This is a genomic window from Virgibacillus kimchii (assembly GCF_055379185.1).
The window spans coordinates 1,624,604-1,644,811 of the sequence record NZ_AP043951.1; the positions used below are offsets into that span (position 1 = coordinate 1,624,604).

Below are 20,208 nucleotides of genomic sequence, written 5' to 3' on the forward strand. Positions count from 1 at the left end.
AATGTAAAAGGGGACATGCAAATGTCAGAGGGGATCGCTTATCAAAATAAAGATATTTTATTGAAATTTTTTGGTGAACTTTATGAAGATGTTACGCACGAATATTTCGGACTGAAAAACATTCCCAAAATCGAGAAATTGCTGCCAAGCAACTTTCAGAGTAACAGCAGACGAAAATCGCTCAGATACGATTTTCCAATTGGCTGATGACTCCATTCTAATGTTGAAATACGTAAGCAATAGTCGGTTTGCTGAGAATCATTTAAAGTATCGTCGATATCAAACAGAATTTCTCAAAGTACTTCCAAAAGGCTCCATAAGGTAACTCATTTAATCTTTTCTATCGATGAGGTACCAAAGACACTCCTATGGTAGCCCATTTTGCATTTTCCACTCGATGACATACCTGAGACGCTCCCTATGGTACACAACCTTGCACCCTGCATACCAGAGAGCGCCGCACATATATCCAACCAGCCATTAACTCGCTTCTCTCTCAACCATTGAGAGAAACACTTCTTCCAATGAACTGCAGCCTGTTTCCGAATAAATATCTTCGAGCGTGCCGGATGTTTTTACGTTCCCTTCAAATAATATAACAATCTCATCACAGATTTCCACAACGTCCCGCATGATGTGACTGGATAATACAACGGTTTTTCCATTATCGATTAGTTCCTGCAGAATCTGCTTAAACTGGATGACCCAGAAAGGATCAAGTCCATTCGTTGGTTCATCAAGAATATATAAATCGACATCAGCCAGTAACGCCTGTGCCAGGTTTACCCGCTGGGTCATTCCCTTGGAAAAAGAACCAACTTTATTATTTCTTTTGTCCCATAATCCGACCTTTTCCAGGACTTCCTGAATCTTTTCCTTCTTTGCCCCAATAAAGGAGGCATAGTAATCCAGCACCTCCACAGGTGTTAATTCAGAATGAAAGTTCATATGGTCCGGCATGTAGGAGAAATTCTTTTTGGATTTCGTATTAAATTGAATAGAACCGCTGGATGCTTTCTCAATTCCGGTAATTATTTTTATCAGCGTACTCTTTCCGGCTCCGTTTCCACCGCAAACTGCGACACATTTTCCGCGCGTAATATTTAAATTGGTCGGCTGCAGTACCGTTTTTTTTCCATATTTTTTTGACACATCCTTGATTTCCAATTGAATGTTTTCAGCATCCATTTATGCCACTCTCCTTCTTATAACAAATATCGATAGTATTAAGGAAACGAGAATGATCAGTATAATCGAGATGAAGAAATACAGATTTAATGTGCCATCAGCTCCCCATTCATTTAAAATTAAATACTGGGAACCAAAGATATAATCGGCACCTAGTTGATTAATCGCCCATACTCGGATGGATTCAACCGGATTAGCAAGAATAAGCAAAAATAATGTGTTTAATTTTTGTGCGTAAGGAACAAAATCGATGATGGAAAATATGATAAATTCATATATGAATACGAGAAAACTCCAGGCAAATAATGCCAGTGTTAATCCTTGCATTCTTGTTACAGCGTAGGATCCGATAAGAATCGCCAGCCCCGAGAATACGAAGATAATTAACATATTAAGCGCAAGAAATACACCAAACATCACCGCGTCCTGCATCGCACCTGCAAAATAAAGAACCAGACCGAATATACCATAAGAAGCACCTAATGAAATTATTAAAGTCACACAAAGGGACACATATTTACTAATCAAATAATGCGCATTTGACATTTCATACGTTCGGTATAAGGAAAACCGACCTTCTTCCTTATCTGCAACAAGAGAATTTGTACCAAGAATTAAACAAATGATAGGAACGATCCAGAGAGAAAGATTTATCAGCATAGCAATAGAACGACTATATGCATTGCTTAATGTCTCCTGGGACAGGTTACCATGTTCGTCATACACAGCGGATGTATCTTCCACTGCATCGAGACCAAAATAAGCCGGATCCACATCACCTACAGAAAATTCCACCCCTGCTGCTTCTCCTGCATCATTCACCACCGGAACAGCCGTACTTTTTGCTGATTCAATACCATAAAAGTAAAGAAGAAAGGCAAGTCCGATAAAAAGTATGAGTAAACTTACCAGCCACTTACTCCGCAGCAAAACCCGTATTTCCAATTTTAGCATGGAATGGAACATTGATCGTTTCATATTCGCCCTCCTCAGTCATGCAACCACTTAACAACGGAAACCTTCTTTATTCATAGCTTCGTATCGTTTTATCCGTCATGTTCTTCGTCGCCATCATCTTCTCCATGGTCACCATGATCGTGATGTTCTTCCGAATGTCCACTGTACCATTCTTCCAGTGAAGCAGTATCAATCGCAGTGATTTCTTCACCGCTTAAAAGTTCACCTTCGCCATTTTCCGATATAAACTCTTCAGCTTCCTGATCTGAACCGAAAGCAATAAAACCATAACTCATTGGTGTTTGAATGTTCTGATCATGAACAAAGTAAGCATCAGACAAATCGAGCCATTCACCGGCATTATGATCCATTACATAGGAAACTTCCACTTCGTCATCTGTGTCCTGCAAGTACATCAGCATGCATCCAATATCGTCAAAAAAGCGTGGTGTCCCGTCTGTTAAAATGGATTGCGTAGCTGCTTGTTCATCTTCAATCCCCATATGGCATGTGTAACATTGATCTGTTTCCGATAAATCTACAGGGTCATAAGCAGCATCCCCACATGCAGCTAATAAACCGGCTATGGACAAAATAATAATGGCACTAAACATCTTTTTCATATTTTTCTCCTCCTGGTAATAAATATCGTAAACCCACTAACAGCAATAGTAGTAACAAATAAACCAGTTAATATTGCCGGATTTGAAAATTCCATTTGATTGTCTTCCGGTACATATACTTCTACTTGAGGTACAATATCTATAGGCTCTGCCAGTGAATATTCATCAATGACATGTGTCTCCGATGGGATATGCGTATATTGTTCAATTGTGTTCCACAGACGAACAGTAGGACTATCAAAGAAGATTTGTAAAAAAGGATCTCTTTCAATCATTTGATAAAAAACGTCCCCGCTTTTATAGGCAAAATCATTTATTCCATCCTCATTTAAATCCAGGATGTTTTGATCATCCCAAAAATTTCCTAATTCACCATAGTTAAATTCATTTTCATTTTCCGGATTTGTTACAACCTGTTGGGTGTTTTTTGTAAAGTTATTATAATAAACCGTGTTATTCGTTCCGCCATCACCAAATTCCATGCCCCTGACATTTTCCGTTATATCATTTCTATATATCTCATTCCTTTGCGCATAGCTTAGAAAAATACCTCGGGCATTTCCCAGAATGATATTATCTGCAATCACAGAATCAAATAAATCGTATCCAAAAATCCCGGCACCATCTGACGTTGTATTTAAGTGGAAGTAGTTATTTTTAATCGTTATATTATTACTTTCCATAATCATGCCGCCGTTATGACTTCCTCTTACTTCATTATGCGCAATAGCAATATTATCCGCATACATGGTATGAATTCCGTACCTCGCATTAATAAACCGATTATAATGGATGATTGCAGAAGTGGAATGAGATACCCACACCCCGTCCTGGGTATCGTATGTTTCATTATGACTGATCATAGCACCGTCCCCATTGATCACATACATCGCATATCCATATGATCTGCTTGAATCATCCCAGCTTGAAATCTTATTTTCTGTAAGGGTATTACTATGACCATCTCTCACGAGGATGCCATGAAAAACATTGTTAATCGTATTGTTTGTTATCTTATTTCTATCTCCGCGTGAAAAAATACCGGCTGCATCTGACGCTCCACCTTCAACATGAAGATTTTCGACAACGACATCATCTGCCTCGATGATCAGGGGATAACCTGTATCAGGACCTATAATCCGAGCGCCGTCCTTCCCTTTAAATTCAATAGAATCTTCAATTACAAAATTACCGTGATATTCTCCTTCTTCAAGGATGATAATATCTCCATCACTTGCTTCTTCCAACGCCGTATTCAATGTTTCCTCATCGTTAACATGCATTTCCTCAGCGTGTACAAAACCAGGATTCAGCATAATGAAAAAGGTAACGGTTAACAAGAATCCTATTTTCCCCCACATTTTATCACCTCATAGATAATCCCTTCTTTTTCTGAAAAAGAAGGGATTAGTTGAGTCATTTTGTTATTAGTGGCTCATCATTGACCCGCCATCAGGTTCGCCTGATTCGTTTACAATAATGGTACCAACTGCACCTTTGGATACATGATCAAATTGGTGTGTTACAAAGGAGTATGACCCTTCTTCTTTCAGTGTGAATTCAACTACTGCGCCACCCGATGCAGGTAAACCAACTGTTTGCATTCCTTGCAGATGGTTTTCAGGATTTCCGTCCAGATACACATCTTCCATAATGGAACCTATCACGTGGAAAGAACTGATTTCATTCGGTCCGACATTATTAATATACATGCGGATTTTCTCACCCGGTTTTGCATAGAGAACAGTTTCAGGATCATCCTCTGATATGGCCATCACTGTGCCGTTTGAATTCCTGCCATCAAACGTATATCCGTCTACTTCATTATCATCCATATATTCAAGTGTTTTAGCAGAGAATACTACTTGACGTGGTGGCATGTTCATCATATTTTCCAAGTCATTGTACTTGTACCATTCGTTTTGCACAATCACAAACTCGCGATCTACTTCATCATCTGTTGGGAAGCCGTCTTCAGGCATTACGATGATAACACCGTGCATTCCGTTAGCAATATGGGACAACACGGGATCTGTTGCACAGTGGTACATGAATACGCCCGGAGAACTTGCCTGGAATCGGAATGTACCTGACTCATTAGGCTCCACATCAGCAAATCCAGTCATTGGATCGGTATGAACAGCGTGGAAGTCCATGCTGTGTGGAATCGCCGGATCCATGTTATGCAGCGTGAAGTTTATCCAGTCACCTTCTTGTACAACCAACACCGGACCTGGTACTTCCCCATTAAAGTTCCATGTTTTATAGTCAATACCTGGTGCAATCTCAATATCTGTTATTTGTGCTGTCATCTCGATGTTCACTTCATTTTCGCCAATGCGCTCTTGTTTAACCGGAATTGGTTCCTGGTCTAAATCTTTATGAGGCTCAATTGGTTCATAGTCTACAGGATCCACATCGTAACTATAACTCCGATTTTCCTCTCCTGCTTCCGAAGCCGCCACTTGATCAGCTTCATTCTGGTCTGCACTTTCCCCTTCTGCACCATCAGTTCCACATCCGGCAAACAACCCTAAAGCTATGAGTGCACTTACACTTAAACCAACTACCTTTTTCATTAATAACCCCTCCTAATTGGTTTTATTACTATAATGAAAAATTCAACACCCAATCAACTTGATTATCCTGCCTGATGCCTGACTGGATGTGATCTTTTCTTTGATTTAATTATATGTTTTCCTGGCCTCATTACCTGTGATTCAAATCACAACAAACATGTGCATTTTTGAACAATGTATGTCTGACGTAAATACAGTTAATACTATGATAATAGGGTAAAACTATTAGTTAAGCGGCTTATATATATGTGATCTTTTCACAATATAGGAGAATTTTAAGTGCGTAGGGGGAAAGAAAATAAAATTTTATTAATTTGCTCATCTGAAAGCTTATTATTTCTTTTTGAACAGGATTAAGATGAAGTATTTTACTATCAATTACACTCTAATTACAGAACTGCTGTCAAACCTCTTTTTCTGAATGATCCGTAAAGACATACTGGATAATAAATAGAACCATGGCAGCGGTAATGATAAAAAAGCCCCAACCGAGAACCCGCTGTTCCGATTCCAGGTAACTGTTGCAAACTTGAATGGGTGTATCAATATATAGCCAGGCCATCAGACCAAACATAGGAAGATAGTTTAAGTAGACAAAGCTTTGCCCCACCGCACGCAGTTTTTTCCAGCTGTCCCTTAGTGGAATACCTGCCAATAGGGGAAGCCCAACAAGCTTAAAAACTTCAACCGGCCAATACATTAATGCTTCATCCATGGCACGGGGCAGCATCCAGTACATAGTAACAACAATCGTAAGAGTTATTCCCGGAACACCATTTGCATTCCATTTATCAAAGAAAGGTTTGCCCTTCTCCATAACCACCTTTCCCATCATCCAGCCGGCAACAATGAGCAGCGGTATTTGAACAAGCATATGCGTATACATCATGGATTCCAGAAAATGAAGGACAGGAGGAATAAGCAATACCGTATATAAAATGACCCCTGCAATAAATTGTCTCATCGCATTATTCCTCCCGTTTTATTTTTAAAAAACCGTTAATTAGATCGATCACTTACTTTTCAACCCAAAATTCACGCGGAAATTTTTTCATAGTCTTTGTTGTGTTTATTACGCATTATCATATAGCGGACAAAATGGATAATAAAAATCGTTAATCCGACTGCTGCAAGCACGCCTGCTACTGCCCCAAAATTAGCCGGTGCCATCCAATCAGGAAAATGTGTAGCCCATCTTCTCGGTGTACTGATCGCACCGGATACAAGGAATGAACCTCCAAGCCCGAGAATGGCTACTATATAGCCGATCAGACCAAACTTATCAAGACCGTTTGTCCGTATGGCACTGTCTTCTTTAGCCAGGTAATACATAAATCCAAACAGCATCGCACAGGCTCCCAGTCCCATATACAGATGGAAGTGGCCCGGCACCCATTTCGTATTATGCATCACATGGTTTACAACAATGGTTGCATCAATAATTGCCGGCACAACACCGATTACCCAGCCAAACATGGCGGTATACATCAATCCTGACCCCATATCCCACTTGATTCCAGATTTATATACTATCATCAATGCCCCGTATGCGGTAATTACAAGGACAGGCAAGCCGTTTGCATAGGAAAGAACCTGACCCATGATTAACATCCATGTAGGCATTACAGGGTCCATCAGCATGTGGTGGGTATAGATCACCATCGTAAATACAGTGGACATCGTCCAGGCAATTAAGAATGGCTTATTTGCCTTCCAAGGTCTGTTCGTTTTTTTGGACAAGATTTCATAAACCGCGATCACTGCCATATAAATAATTGAGTTGGCAAAAATATGCCCGAATGCGAATGTCAGATTTTTTGCCAATAAAGGATCAAATGTAAATGCAGGATTGATTACATTAATCACATTCATAAAGATCACGATGGCACCTGCAGTAATTGCTGTCACATTGACGATGGTCACCATCGTACTGGCTACAATTGTCGGGGAAGGAGCATCTTTTTCTGCTTTTTTCCCTGATATGACGTCCCAGCCAAGTCCTTTTGCCAGACTTCCATGCTTCTTAATAATAGCTCTTCCGGTATCAATGTACATTAATAGAAAGCCGACTCCCAATATAAGCATCCCAAACAGATACAGTAAAGCACCGGTCACTCCCCAGGCGTTCGCCGATATAGCCGGCAACGGATATAAGAACGTCCACCCGCTTGCATATTCAAAAGAAAACACACCAACGATGATCATTACTACAGCAACAAGAAACAATACCGCATTAAGTTTGAAAATTTTTGTTGATAATTTTACTTCTTTACTCAGGAAATACCACATCACTCCTGCTGCTGCAAAGGCAGATGCACCAATCATTCCGGTACCGTGAATCGTTAAAAATTGATAGAATGTCGCGGGACTGAGATCGATTGTCCCGCCTTGAGCCATAAGCATCAAAATACCAAATAACATCATGACCAAAATAATTATTCCGCCGACAGACAAGTACATCGCAACTAAACCATTTCTCGATTTTGCTGTTAATTCCATGATTATCCCTCCCCTTTTTGGTTTATTTAACTACTATTTCTTCAATCATAAGGTGATGAGCCAGTCCGCAATATTCCATACAAAGAATTTCGTACGTACCCGGTTCATCAAATGTAATGTAAACCGTATTTATGTAATCCGGCATCGCCTGCGTTTGAGCAATCAAATTCATTTCTTCATCATAGATTCCAAAACCATGGGTTACATCTGCAGCCGTAACTTCAAATTCTATCGGCTCCCCCACTGAAAACTCTGTCTGGCTTATATTCCAGCCAAACTGGAATGCTTCCACATCCACCACAGTCGGTTCATTTCCCTCTCCGTATACAGGCTGATTGTATGGCAGATCACGCAACGTATAGACAGTGATGGCAAGCATAAATATGACGAGCACACTGCCATAAAACGTCCGTGCTTTGTACCATTTCTTTTTAATTGGCTCATAATCTCTTTTTTCTTTTGATTTCAGTGCTACCCAACCGAATATAATTACTATGAATGACATAAATATTAGACTGGTAATCCAAGCAACTGTCTGTATCAAAAAAACCCCTCCCAGTAATTATTGTTCTACTTTATGATACGTAATTACATAGGGAGGAAAAGTGAGCTGAGTCACAAAAAGTTCACTTTTTGCTTATTTTTATTTCCATGCTTTATAAGCTTAGAATAGTGAAAACTACATAAAAGGTTGAGGCATCGAGGTTTTCCTTTTAACTGTTCCCCCCTTAATAGTAGTGTTTAGCTTGTCTATGATGGAAAATGTCACAGAAAATTACCTTGCAATCTTGGGTTCATCCCTGACACACAATAAAAAATGACATAAAATGTTCACATTTATGCCGGTAATAACTCAGCTGGTTAATGAGGTGCAGAAGGGAATTGCATAATAGTATATTAAAATATAAAAAAACAGGCCTGATCCCTTGAAAGGATAAAAAGCCTGTTTTTTATTTTGGCAGCAGAGGATGAAAGGTAGAGCGGAGAGTAAGCGTTTTGCATCTCCCTAACTTGGAATGAATAATATACGCCATCAAATAGAGCTTTACATTCCCTGATTTTCTTGTTCAACCTCCCTGCTATTCTTCTTTTTATTTATCTGATGAGGTTCCTCCGTGAAAATGAGACCTAATTCATGATGCTCACCTTCATACAGTGCACCCTGTACAAATTTTTTTTCAGCCGCGTCATCAAGAACCTCCAGTTTAAAGAAAGCACCGCCTTTTTGCAGCGCCTGATAAAAATCACCCACACCGGTTATTTTTGCCCCATTTACTTTGACAATCGTTTCACCGGGAAGGATATCAATATGATCCGCAGGCGTTCCCGGAATGACAGCCAGTACCCTGCATCCCTCTTTAACTTGACGGAAGAATGGCAGCATTTCATTTTCTTTCACCCGGTTGCGGTAATGGAAAAATTCTCTTCCCAAAACAGCTATAATTACTGCAGCAAGTGTCAATACCGGTACATAAATACTTCCAATTGCAACGGCCAATACTAATATGCCCAAATAAATCATCGGCTTGGCCAGCTTTTTTGCAGCCAGATAAGGCAACGTGCTTTTCACCTTAATATCATACCCGATTAAAAAAGGAAAAAGCAGCAGTCCATATGAATCACCGCCAATAGAAAAGTATGGCCAGAAAGATGCCGCCGGCTCGATTAATCCAGCCGGAACCAATACAAAGAATGGTATGACGGTCAGTTTCTTCACATGATGGTATCCAACCCATCCACCCCTGTTTCCTTTTGTCAACCCGGGGTAAGTATCTTTACGCCTCGTTCTCGTTAACATGATACCTTCAATAATGATAAAGATCCCCAGAAGAATGACAAGAGATGTTAAATGAATATTGGCATTCAATACCATATTCCACGTTGTTTGCTCACCTACAAAAACCGGCAGTACAAGTAAAAGGAAATAGGTAATACCAATTGTGTAGCTTGCAGAGAGAAAGGTTAGTTTACCGGTAATACTAAATAGGATCAGCACTGCACTTAACAGTAATAAAGTTTCGTAGGAAAACACCATCCCCGAACGAATCGTTACCAGACTCATACCAAGCCCGAATAATACGGAAGCCTTCCACGTATAGCGCCATTCCGAAAACACATCAAATATTTTTATCCCAAAGTCATAACGCTCTTTTTTGATTCGCTGCCAGCCTGTCCACATTACCAGTAGAACAGCCCAGTACAGTAAGGGGTTCAGGAAAACCTTGCCGATTCCTTTCCCCACTTCCCATAACCATGCTTCCAACATACGATCCCCCCGCTTCTGTAACTTCACTTAAATTAGAAAAAATTCAGATCATACCATAACATATTATTACCACCATGGGTGGGCACCATCTCCCTCCATGAATGTTTCTGTATCTAACATTCTACAGGTGCCGACACACTTCCTTCTTTATCATATCATTTTTGAAGCAGGATGATAGAACATTTTATGTATAAAAAAAAGAAAATCCGCATGGGGCTGCCATGCGGATTCACCTTACTCATATATTTCCTGTAAAGCTCTTTCCATTTGCTGATCATCTTCCCCATTTCGAATATGATCAACCAACTCTGCTTCTATCAGACCGGCGGTTTCCTGATCAAGTTCACCAGTGGTCTCCAAGTCATGTTCTTCCTGGAATGCTGTAACTGCATCCATTGTTGCATTATCAAAATAACCATCCGTCCGTCCCGGTTCATAACCAAGACCATCCAGCATTAATTGCACCGTTGCTATGCGGTCATCGGCCTGGTCGTAAGTTAAGGATTCTTCAATCTGTACAGGAGTAGTATAGTAATATTCAGGCTGTTCCACTTCAATAGTAGGCTCTACTCCCGTCTCGTGAATCCACTCCCCGTTTGGTGAGAGCCATTTATAAAAGGTTAATTTAATGGAGCTGCCATCTCCCATCGGCACGGCCTGCTGTACCGTCCCTTTTCCAAAGCTGGGTTGTCCGACGACATCATTCCCCATTTCCCTTAAGGCTACTGCCAGAATTTCCGAAGCGGAAGCACTGCCTTCATCGATCAACACACTGATCGGGTAATCCTTTTCCTCTTCCAGTTGAGAATAGTATGGAACTGTTTCCCCATTCTGGTCTTCTATTTGCAGATATGGAATGTCTTCCGGGATAAATAGCATTAAAATATCTTCAACAACATTCAGAAGTCCACCGGGATTTCCACGGACATCAATAACCAATCCCTCTATCCCTTCATTCTCTAATTGTTCCAGCTGTTCCGTGAATTCTTCCGCTGTTTTCTCGGAAAAGTTAGTGACCTGCAAAATGCCCGTCAGTTTTCCGTCAATCGTTTCTGTTTCGCTGTACACTGTTTCCACTGGAATGGTATCCCGTACAATTGTAATGTCAAAGGGTTCCGAACTTCCCGGCCGAAGTATTCCCAGAATGACTTCAGAGCCTTTTTCACCGCGTATTTTAGCCACGGCTTCGTTTAAATCCAGTCCTTCCACACTTTCACCGTCAACGGTCAATACTTGATCGTTCGGCCGGAGTCCTGCTCTTTCTGCAGGTGAATCCTTGATCGGTGATACAATGGTTACCGTACCATTGACCATGCTGACCTCAGCACCGATGCCTTCAAATGAGGATTCAATCTGCTCATTGAATTCACCCATCATTTCCACGTCCATATAAGAGCTGTACGGGTCTTCCAGGGTGGATAGCATCCCTTGGATCGCACCTTCAATTAATTCCTGATCATCCACATCCTCCAGATAATGTTCCTTAATTAACTGAAATGCCTGGGAAACCTTTTCTACGTCCTCCGGGAGATCATCTCTATTAGCTGCACATTCCGTATCCACAGGAAGTTCCAATTGTTCTTCCTGCTGTTCGCTGTCTTCTCCAGGCTGTGCCATTTGCACACCGGCAAATGCTCCGATAGCTCCCAATATCAGGGCAGCGACCATGATGAAGGCTATATGCAATTTCGTTAACTTCATTTTTTCACCCCAAATAAAACTTTAACAATTATAAAAAGCATACCATGATCTTCTTCTTATGACTATGGTTTCGGCTCAATATTTATGAATTTATAACAAAGAAGGCATTAACCCGAAGAATGGGCAATGCCTCTATTTATACTATCTTTATTCTTTTACTATGGTAAATACTGAATAGGATCCACCGGGTTTCTGTATCCTCCGGGATGTATTTCAAAGTGTAAGTGCGGTCCTGTGGATGTTCCCGTATTCCCTGTTGCTCCAATGTTCTGTCCCTGACTTACGCTTTGACCGGCAGACACGGAAATACTGTTTAAATGTGCATATAAAGTGGAATAGGTTTTCCCGTTGATTGTATGTGTAATCATAATGGTTTTACCGTAACCACCCATTGTACCGGCGAAACTTACTACACCGGAAGCTGCAGCTTTTAAAGGCGTCCCTACCGGTGTCGCCAAGTCAAGTCCGGCATGCAGTCTTTTTGTACCATGTTCCGGATGGACACGATATCCGTAATGTGAACTTAAGCGTCCGGATGCCGGCCAAATGAAAGTACTATTGCCGCCTCCTGAATTTACTGTTTCCTCAGATCCACCGCCGCTGTTTCCGGAGCCTCCGGAATTAGAATTTGACTCTTCCTGTTCTTCAGCTGCTTTTCTTTCCCGTTCTCTTCTTTCACGCTCTTTTCTTTCAGCTTCTTCTTTTGCTTTCTGCTCCAAGTTGCTTTTTTCCGATTCGGCAAGTCGTTTTGATTCTTCGACTGCTGCAGCTTGTGCGGCTATAAGTTCCTGCTCTTCCTCAAGTGTGAGCAAATCTTCTTCCAGACCTTCATATTCATCCTGAAGCTGGGCCATTAATGATTCTTTTTCCTCCATTTGCTCATCCAGCTGGGCAACCAGTGAGACAAGTTCCTCTTTTTGCTCTTCCAATACCAGCTTTTTCTCTTCTACTTCTTCTTTGCTCGCTTCTACTTCTGCTTTACTGGCTTCCACTTCCTGTTTGTTTTCTTCCAACTCTTTTTTATCCCTGGCCTGCGCTTCCATGATCGTTTTGTCCTGATCCATAATCGTGTTTACTGTTGCCGCCCTGCTAATAAAATCCCCAAAGCTTTGCGCACCGAGAATTACTTCTATGTAGTTCATGTTTCCGCCGCTTTTTTGTATGGATCGAAGCCGTTCTTTCAGCAATTCATCACGTTTTTCAATTCTTTCTTCAAGCACAGTGATTTGATGGTTTAATTCTTCTATTCTATCTGCCAGTTCTTCTATTCTATCCGCCAATTCTTCCAATCTGTTATTTGTTTCGATAATCTCCGTTTCTTTTTCTTCTATGTCACTTGTTGTTTTCCGAAGATCTTCATCAATGGCGTTAATGTCTTTTTCCACATCACTTTGTTCACTTAGGTTTTCGTCCATTTGCTCTTCCGTACTATTTTTGTCACTGCTTAAGTTTCCTCTTTGATTCTCCAGTTCATCTCTCTCTTGTTCCAGCTCATTGATCTTTTCTTTTAAATCATCAATCGAATCTGCTTTGAGCGTATCTGCTTGAAATGCACCAAATGCAATTGCAAAGATTAATGCAAGGCTGACCGATATCATTTTTTTCATCAACTCGTGTTCCCCTTTCCCCTGAATAACTTGTTTTTTCTCTGATGTTTTTGGTTCGAGTTATGTCTCTGCTTTGTTAAGGACGGAGAATCGGGTTCAGACTCCGTCCTTAATTGCAGAAGGTTTGCCGATTGAGGTTTCGTCAAGCAATAGTTTGACGGGAAACCCGGACTGTAATATTGCTGGTACTTATACTTTCAAGAATTTCCGGACGCTCATCACGCTTCCCCAAATTCCTATAAAAGCGCCGATGATCAATATGATAAGTGATAGTTGCCAGGCAAATGGATTAAATGGCAACAGCTCAACAAAACTGTAATTGATCCTTTCACTGATGTTGGTGTCTATATAATAGTAACCGCCCAATACAAGCGAAATGGGTATGATAGAACCAAGCACGCCAAGCAACAGTCCTTCAATGAAGAACGGCCATCTGATAAAACTGTTTGTCGCACCTACCAGTTTCATAATGCCAATTTCCTTGCTTCGTGCCATAATAGTAATTTTTATCGTATTGGAGATCAGGAATATGGCTGTGAAAACCAAGCCCAATATTAAAACCAAGCCGATATTTCTTGCATACGTGTTAAATTGGAACAGCCTTTCTACGACACCCTGGCCATAATTGACTTCTTCGATCCCTTCCAATGCTTCCACTTCAGCAGCTACCGTAATGGTATCCTCCGGTTCGAACGTTCTGATGATATACACATGATTCAGTGGGTTATCCTGCTCATATAACTGCCAGGCTTCCCCTTCTTCGCCCATGCTGAGGACCAGTTTTTCCAGTTCATCATCCCTGGATGAGAAGGTAACACTTTCGATGCTATTGATTTCAGCTATTTCTTCTCCCAATTGGACTATATCGTCCTCATCATTAAATGTTGGGTCAATTAGTGCGTTTACTTCCACATCATCTTCAATGTTGGCTGCCATCTGGTTAAGGTTCAGCATAACCGCAAGAAAAACAGCTACTAAAATGAGCGTGGTTGTTACTGCACCAATTGAGGCTACAGTCATCCAGCCATTCCTGGAGATGTTTTTAAAACCTGACCGTAAATGCCTTGTAAATGTTCTAAACTTCATATCCGTAATCACCCCGGTGCTCGTCCCTTACAACCAGGCCATCCTCGATTGCAATAACTCTTCTTTTTATTGTGTTCACAATTTCCTTGCTATGCGTAGCCATAATTACCGTGGTTCCTCTTGTGTTAATCTCCTCGAATACCTCCATAATTCCCCAGGACGTATCGGGATCAAGATTACCGGTCGGTTCATCCGCAATAACGATCTTTGGATTATTCACAATGGCCCTGGCTATCGTCACCCGCTGCTGTTCCCCTCCGGACAGTTCATCCGGCATGAACCTTGCTTTATTCTTTAACCCCACAAGATCCAGCACTTCCATTACACGTTTGCGGATATTACGGGAGGACTCTTCAATAACCTCCAGTGCAAATGCAATATTTTCATAGACTGTCAGTTTGGGAAGCAGCTTGAAATCCTGATATATCACCCCTATATCCCTTCGTAAAAAAGGAACCTTTTTTTCCTTTAAATCTTTTAAATCAATTTCATTGACATAAATCGTGCCTGAAGAGGGTTTTACCTCTCTGTAGATCAATTTTATAAACGTTGACTTTCCCGCACCGCTGGGGCCTACAATATAGACAAATTCTCCTTGGTCTATATTAATATTTATGCCGTTTAAAGCAGTAACGCCATTGGCATAGGTTTTATATATATCTTTCATTAAAATCATATTGTTATCACCTTTAAAGTTAATGTAGTAAATCTAAGATGTCTGATCCCTTCCTATGTATTCATCCGGAAAACCTGACTGATGTAAATCCATAGCAAGGCTATTCGAATAAGCTCTCTAAATAATTCTTATTCATTATAACATCTTTTTCGTCGTATTTTGGCTAAATTTATATTACATTTGTGTTTCAACAAAACGGCTTTTGTAATCTAATGTCATGTCTACGGGTGTTATTGAAGAATATGTTATATGGTGAAGCTGAATGGACAACATCTTTCTACATCATTCAGTTTGTAACCGATGGAATGTTTGGATATCTGGAAAGTACTTGGAGGAAAAGAGGAATGTCCAATATAAAAATATAGCAGAACATAAAAAAACCTGATCTTTTATGTAACATAAGAGATCAGGTTTTTACATTTTAATGTTTCACTTTCTTAATCCATGTCCGCTAACCAGTTGGCAAGCAGATCTACATCATCACCTGTTGCAGTCCCTGCCGGCATGGATCCAATACCTTCTTCAATGATATTGGCAATCTCATCAGCAGAATAGCGAGAGCCAACATCTGTCAGATCAGGACCGGCTCCACCGGATAAATCTTGACCGTGGCATGAAGCACAGCTTTGCTGATATGCTTCCTCGGCAGCCGCTACATCAACTGTACCGCCTTCACCGTTATCGTCTGCGGATTCTTCAGTATCCGTATCTGCGCCGTCATCAGCCGGCTCATCAGTATCATCATCAGCTCCGCCACAAGCGCCAAGGACGAGCACGGAACCGAAAACGATGGTTAACAACCATTTTTTCATGTAAAAATCCCCCTAACCAAGTATTAAATATCGTCATATCTATTATAACCAATTTAATGTATTTTAAAACCCGCATATTTAACATAGACATGGAAGATTTGGAAAATAATGCTGGCGCATCAACACGTACCGCAATTTGTGTCAAATTAATGAAATTTGTTTTAAACCTTGTCATATAAGGGTTTTGTGATAAATATCATGTAAATTCTTCCGTCATCTACTTGGTAAATACATTCATTTGGTTGTTCATAAATATATCCAAATTCTCTTTTTAGTTCATTTGAGAACGCAAATAAGCGTCAATAAACGGGTCAATTTCCCCGTCCATAACCGCTTGAGTATTCCCGATTTCCTTATTCGTGCGATGGTCTTTTACCATGGAATAAGGATGGAAAACATAGGAACGAATTTGGCTTCCCCAGCCTATCTCTTTTTGCTCTCCGCGTATTTCCGCCAACTCTTCCTGCTGTTTCTCAATCTCCAGCTGATATAATTTGGATTTAAGCATTTTCATGGCAGCTTCCCGATTTTTGATCTGGGAGCGTTCATTTTGGCAGGTAACAATCACATTGGTCGGCAAATGTGTAATTCTTACAGCTGAATCCGTCGTGTTCACATGCTGCCCGCCTGCTCCACTTGCACGGTACGTGTCCACTTTAATGTCCTCTGATTTAATATCAATGTCCACGTCATCCGTCATTTCCGGAGTTACTTCACAAGATACAAATGAAGTGTGGCGGCGCCCGGAAGAATCGAAAGGGGAAATTCTCACTAGTCGGTGGACCCCTTTTTCCGCCTTTAAATTCCCGTATGCATTATGACCTTTAATCAATAGCGTAACACTTTTAACTCCTGCTTCATCACCTGGAAGATAATCCAGGGTTTCCACTTTGAAATTTTTATTTTCCGCCCAGCGCTGATACATACGGAGCAGCATACTTGCCCAATCCTGTGATTCGGTCCCGCCTGCTCCAGGATGCAGTTCAAGAATGGCATTATTGGCGTCATATGGTTCACTTAACAGCATTTGCAGCTCAAAGTCATTAATATCTTGCTTTAATGCTGTCATTTCTGCTTGTAAATCTTCGAATAGTTCTTTGTCGTTTTCTTCTTTTACAAGCTCATAAGACACCTTGGCATTATCCAATTTTTCTTCGAGATCCTGAAAATCATTTACATAGCTTTTCAAACCATTTACTTCGTTTATTACTTTTTGAGCGACGTCCTGGTCATCCCAAAACGTCGGTTCGGTCATTTCCAGGTCAAGCTCCCTAATCCTGTCTTTCTTTTTATCCAGGTCAAAGAGACCCCCTGAATTCATTGATTCTGTTGCTCATTTTTTCAAGTTCGCTTTTAATTTCCTGCATTTCCATTATCTATCACCTCTATTATTTATTTGGGTGTGAGGTTGGGGAAAAAGCTTAAAACTCAACAGGTAAAGCCAATTTTTCCTCAGCTGCCTGATCCGTCAATATTACTTTCACCCCGGGAACAAGTGCGGATCCGATCAAATACCCCCGCTTATATTCCATACTTATCTCCCATGACAATTTTTATATTTCTTCCCACTGCCGCATGGACATGGATCGTTTCGTCCGACGGTTTGTGTTTTCACATATGGCTTGCGCGTTTTCTTCTTTTCTCCCTGATCCTGGCCACCGGATACTGCCTGGGTATTTTTCACCACTTCCTGACGCTGCAGGTTATCACGAATTTCTGCTTTCATAATATATTTAGCCACTTCTTCTTCAATGTTTTCAATCATGACTTCAAACATGGAGAAACCTTCCATTTGGTATTCGCGCAGCGGGTCATTTTGTCCGTAGGCACGTAAATGAATGCCTTGACGGAGCTGGTCCATTTGATCAATGTGGTCCATCCATTTCGTGTCAACAGTACGCAGTAAAATAACTTTTCCAAACTCGCGCATTTGTTCTTCGGACAACTCTTCTTCCCTTTCATCCAGGCGTTTACGCACTTTCGTCATGACATATTCGTTTATTTCTTCCGGTTCTTTTCCTTTAATATCTTCCAGCGCAATATCATCCTGATTTAACAGGTTCCCATGAACGTATTCAATAATAGCATTTAAATCCCATTCATCTTCATCATCATCCTGTGTATGGGTAGCCACAACACGTTCAAGCGTGGAGATAATCATATTTTCAATGATCTCTCTTAAATTCGTATCCGCGTCGATGACATCAAAACGCTGTTTATAAATAATTTCACGCTGTTCCCTTAGTACGTCATCATAGGAAAGTACCGTTTTACGGGCGTCGAAGTTATTCCCTTCCACCCGTTTTTGCGCAGATTCCACTGCCCGGGAAACCATCTTGCTTTCTATCGGCTGGTCATCATCCATACCGAGTCGTTCCATCATATTTTTCATATTATCCGAACCAAACCTGCGCATCAGTTCATCTTCCATGGACAAATAAAACTGGGTAACACCCGGGTCACCCTGACGTCCGGAACGTCCCCGCAACTGATTGTCAATGCGGCGTGATTCATGACGCTCTGTACCAATTACAGCCAAACCGCCAAGTTCCTTTACACCGTCACCCAATTTAATATCTGTACCGCGCCCCGCCATATTTGTCGCAATGGTCACGGAACCCTTTTGTCCGGCATTTTCTATAATTTCCGCTTCTCTAAAATGGTTTTTGGCGTTCAGTACCTCATGTCTGACGCCGGATTTTTTCAACAGCTGGGAAATCAGCTCGGATGTTTCCACAGCAACGGTCCCGACGAGTACAGGCTGGCCGGCTTTATTCCTTTCTTTAATCTCTGCAACAACCGCCTTGAATTTACCTTCCATCGTTTTATAAATCAAGTCTGCACGGTCTTCACGAATAATCGGTTTATTGGTCGGGATGGCGATAACATCCATATTATAGATATTGCGGAACTCTTCTTCCTCTGTTTTGGCCGTACCGGTCATTCCGGCCAGCTTGTTATACATACGGAAGAAGTTCTGGAAAGTAATCGAAGCAAGGGTCATGCTCTCATTTTGAATCTGCAGCCCTTCTTTTGCTTCAATGGCCTGGTGAAGTCCATCACTGTACCGGCGACCTTTCATCAAACGGCCGGTAAACTGGTCGACAATAACCACTTCTCCTTCTTCCACCACATAGTCCGTATCACGATGCATCGAAATATGGGCTTTCAACGCCTGATTAATATGATGGGTTAAAGAAACATGGTTTAAGTCAAACAGGTTTTCAATGTTAAAATATCGCTCTGCTTTGTTAAATCCTTCCTCCGTGAGTTGTACACCTTTTGTTTTTTCATCATACGTATAATCCCCTTCCTGCAGCGTGGCAACAAAACTGTTTGCCTGCTGATATTGGGAAGCGGATTTTTTTGCTGATCCGGAAATAATTAACGGGGTTCTTGCTTCATCAATTAAAATGGAATCCACTTCATCAATGATGGCATAATTAAGTGGACGCTGTACCATTTGTTCTTTATACAGCACCATATTGTCCCTCAAGTAGTCAAAACCATATTCATTATTTGTTCCATAGGTAATATCACTGTTGTAAGCTTCTCTTTTTTCCTCCTTTGACAGTCCGTTTCCGTTCAGTCCAACAGTTAAGCCGAGAAATGTATACAGTTCGCCCATTTCCCTTGCATCACGATCGGCAAGGTAATCGTTGACAGTAATAATGTGAACGCCTTTTCCTTCCAAGGCATTTAAATAAGCAGGCATTGTGGAGGCAAGGGTTTTCCCTTCCCCTGTTTTCATTTCGGCAATATTCCCATTGTGCAATGCAACAGCTCCAATCAGCTGTGTCGTGAACGGGCGCATACCAAGCACTCGCTTCGAAGCTTCACGCACTACCGCATATGCATCGACAAGTATGTCATCCAGGGTTTCTCCATTTTCCAGCCTGCTTTTAAATTCTTCCGTTTTCTGCTGCAGCTTCCGGTCGGAAAGTTTCTCCACCTCCGGTTCCATTGCTTCAATCTGATCCACTGTTTTCTGTATTTTTTTTATTTGTTTTTGATTCCCGTCCCCAAAAATTTTTTTTAATAAAGTTGCCATGTTATAATACGCTCCTCAAATTATACACTGACTGATATTATATTTGATAAAAACTTTAACCATTTCCCCTTTGTAAAAGTTCGCTTGCCGTTTAAAGAATGCCTAAAAAGTGTCATTTGCTTTTCTGGCTGTCCTTATGCTGTAAAGTACAAGCCATAACTTC

General features: G+C 41.0%; 17 protein-coding genes. 1 reads left to right on the forward strand and 16 read right to left on the reverse strand.

Annotated features, from left to right (window positions below; genetic code table 11):
* Window positions 1–21: 21 nt before the first annotated feature.
* Window positions 22–207: a hypothetical protein gene (locus tag ACZ42C_RS08215; protein ID WP_461182846.1), complete on the forward strand. Its 186-nt coding sequence runs from the start codon at window positions 22–24 to the stop codon at window positions 205–207.
* 273 nt (window positions 208–480) lie between these two features.
* Here the strand turns inward: ACZ42C_RS08215 and ACZ42C_RS08220 are convergent, their stop codons facing one another.
* From ACZ42C_RS08220 to secA, 16 genes are all read right to left on the reverse strand, one after another.
* Window positions 481–1,188 carry an ABC transporter ATP-binding protein gene (locus ACZ42C_RS08220; protein ID WP_461182847.1) on the reverse strand — a complete coding sequence of 236 codons (708 nt, stop codon included), beginning with the start codon at window positions 1,186–1,188 and terminating at the stop codon, window positions 481–483.
* A complete protein-coding gene (locus tag ACZ42C_RS08225; RefSeq protein WP_461182848.1) occupies window positions 1,189–2,166 on the reverse strand; it encodes an ABC transporter permease in 978 nt (325 codons plus the stop codon).
* Window positions 2,167–2,234: 68 nt separating this feature from the next.
* A complete protein-coding gene (locus ACZ42C_RS08230; RefSeq protein ID WP_461182849.1) occupies window positions 2,235–2,768 on the reverse strand; it encodes a nitrous oxide reductase accessory protein NosL in 534 nt (177 codons plus the stop codon).
* Window positions 2,765–4,129 carry a right-handed parallel beta-helix repeat-containing protein gene (locus tag ACZ42C_RS08235; RefSeq protein ID WP_461182850.1) on the reverse strand — a complete coding sequence of 455 codons (1,365 nt, stop codon included), beginning with the start codon at window positions 4,127–4,129 and terminating at the stop codon, window positions 2,765–2,767. Before ACZ42C_RS08235 ends, ACZ42C_RS08230 begins: the two co-directional genes overlap by 4 nt.
* 66 nt (window positions 4,130–4,195) lie before the next feature.
* Window positions 4,196–5,347, reverse strand: coding sequence for a multicopper oxidase domain-containing protein (locus ACZ42C_RS08240; RefSeq protein ID WP_461182851.1), 1,152 nt, complete (start codon window positions 5,345–5,347; stop codon window positions 4,196–4,198).
* A 403-nt stretch (window positions 5,348–5,750) separates the two neighbouring features.
* The gene (locus ACZ42C_RS08245) at window positions 5,751–6,311 is read right to left on the reverse strand and encodes a hypothetical protein (protein ID WP_461182852.1); all 561 of its coding nucleotides are present in this window, start codon (window positions 6,309–6,311) and stop codon (window positions 5,751–5,753) included.
* Window positions 6,312–6,382: 71 nt separating this feature from the next.
* Window positions 6,383–7,846, reverse strand: a complete 1,464-nt coding sequence (locus ACZ42C_RS08250) for a cbb3-type cytochrome c oxidase subunit I (RefSeq protein ID WP_461182853.1) — start codon at window positions 7,844–7,846, stop codon at window positions 6,383–6,385.
* Window positions 7,847–7,868: 22 nt separating this feature from the next.
* Complete coding sequence (locus ACZ42C_RS08255) at window positions 7,869–8,390, reverse strand: cupredoxin domain-containing protein (RefSeq protein ID WP_461182854.1); 522 nt, start codon at window positions 8,388–8,390, stop codon at window positions 7,869–7,871.
* A gap of 501 nt (window positions 8,391–8,891) precedes the next feature.
* Window positions 8,892–10,112: a PDZ domain-containing protein gene (locus ACZ42C_RS08260; protein ID WP_461182855.1), complete on the reverse strand. Its 1,221-nt coding sequence runs from the start codon at window positions 10,110–10,112 to the stop codon at window positions 8,892–8,894.
* A 234-nt stretch (window positions 10,113–10,346) separates the two neighbouring features.
* The gene (locus ACZ42C_RS08265) at window positions 10,347–11,813 is read right to left on the reverse strand and encodes a S41 family peptidase (RefSeq protein ID WP_461182856.1); all 1,467 of its coding nucleotides are present in this window, start codon (window positions 11,811–11,813) and stop codon (window positions 10,347–10,349) included.
* A gap of 158 nt (window positions 11,814–11,971) precedes the next feature.
* On the reverse strand, window positions 11,972–13,420 hold the full coding sequence (locus ACZ42C_RS08270) for a murein hydrolase activator EnvC family protein (protein ID WP_461182857.1): 1,449 nt from the start codon (window positions 13,418–13,420) through the stop codon (window positions 11,972–11,974).
* Between the two features lie 189 nt (window positions 13,421–13,609).
* Window positions 13,610–14,506 carry a permease-like cell division protein FtsX gene (ftsX, locus tag ACZ42C_RS08275; protein ID WP_461182858.1) on the reverse strand — a complete coding sequence of 299 codons (897 nt, stop codon included), beginning with the start codon at window positions 14,504–14,506 and terminating at the stop codon, window positions 13,610–13,612.
* A complete protein-coding gene (gene ftsE, locus ACZ42C_RS08280; protein ID WP_461182859.1) occupies window positions 14,496–15,182 on the reverse strand; it encodes a cell division ATP-binding protein FtsE in 687 nt (228 codons plus the stop codon). Before ftsE ends, ftsX begins: the two co-directional genes overlap by 11 nt.
* A 437-nt stretch (window positions 15,183–15,619) precedes the next feature.
* On the reverse strand, window positions 15,620–15,994 hold the full coding sequence (gene cccB / locus ACZ42C_RS08285; protein WP_461182860.1) for a cytochrome c551: 375 nt from the start codon (window positions 15,992–15,994) through the stop codon (window positions 15,620–15,622).
* Window positions 15,995–16,265: 271 nt separating this feature from the next.
* Window positions 16,266–17,367, reverse strand: a protein-coding gene (gene prfB, locus ACZ42C_RS08290) for a peptide chain release factor 2 (protein ID WP_461182861.1) whose coding sequence is annotated in 2 segments (ribosomal slippage) — window positions 16,266–17,294 and window positions 17,296–17,367 — 1,101 coding nt in all. Because the reading frame shifts where the segments join, the coding sequence is not laid out codon by codon here.
* A gap of 161 nt (window positions 17,368–17,528) precedes the next feature.
* Window positions 17,529–20,045 (reverse strand): preprotein translocase subunit SecA, encoded by a 2,517-nt coding sequence (gene secA / locus ACZ42C_RS08295; RefSeq protein ID WP_461182862.1) that lies wholly within the window; start codon window positions 20,043–20,045, stop codon window positions 17,529–17,531.
* Window positions 20,046–20,208: the final 163 nt, after the last annotated feature.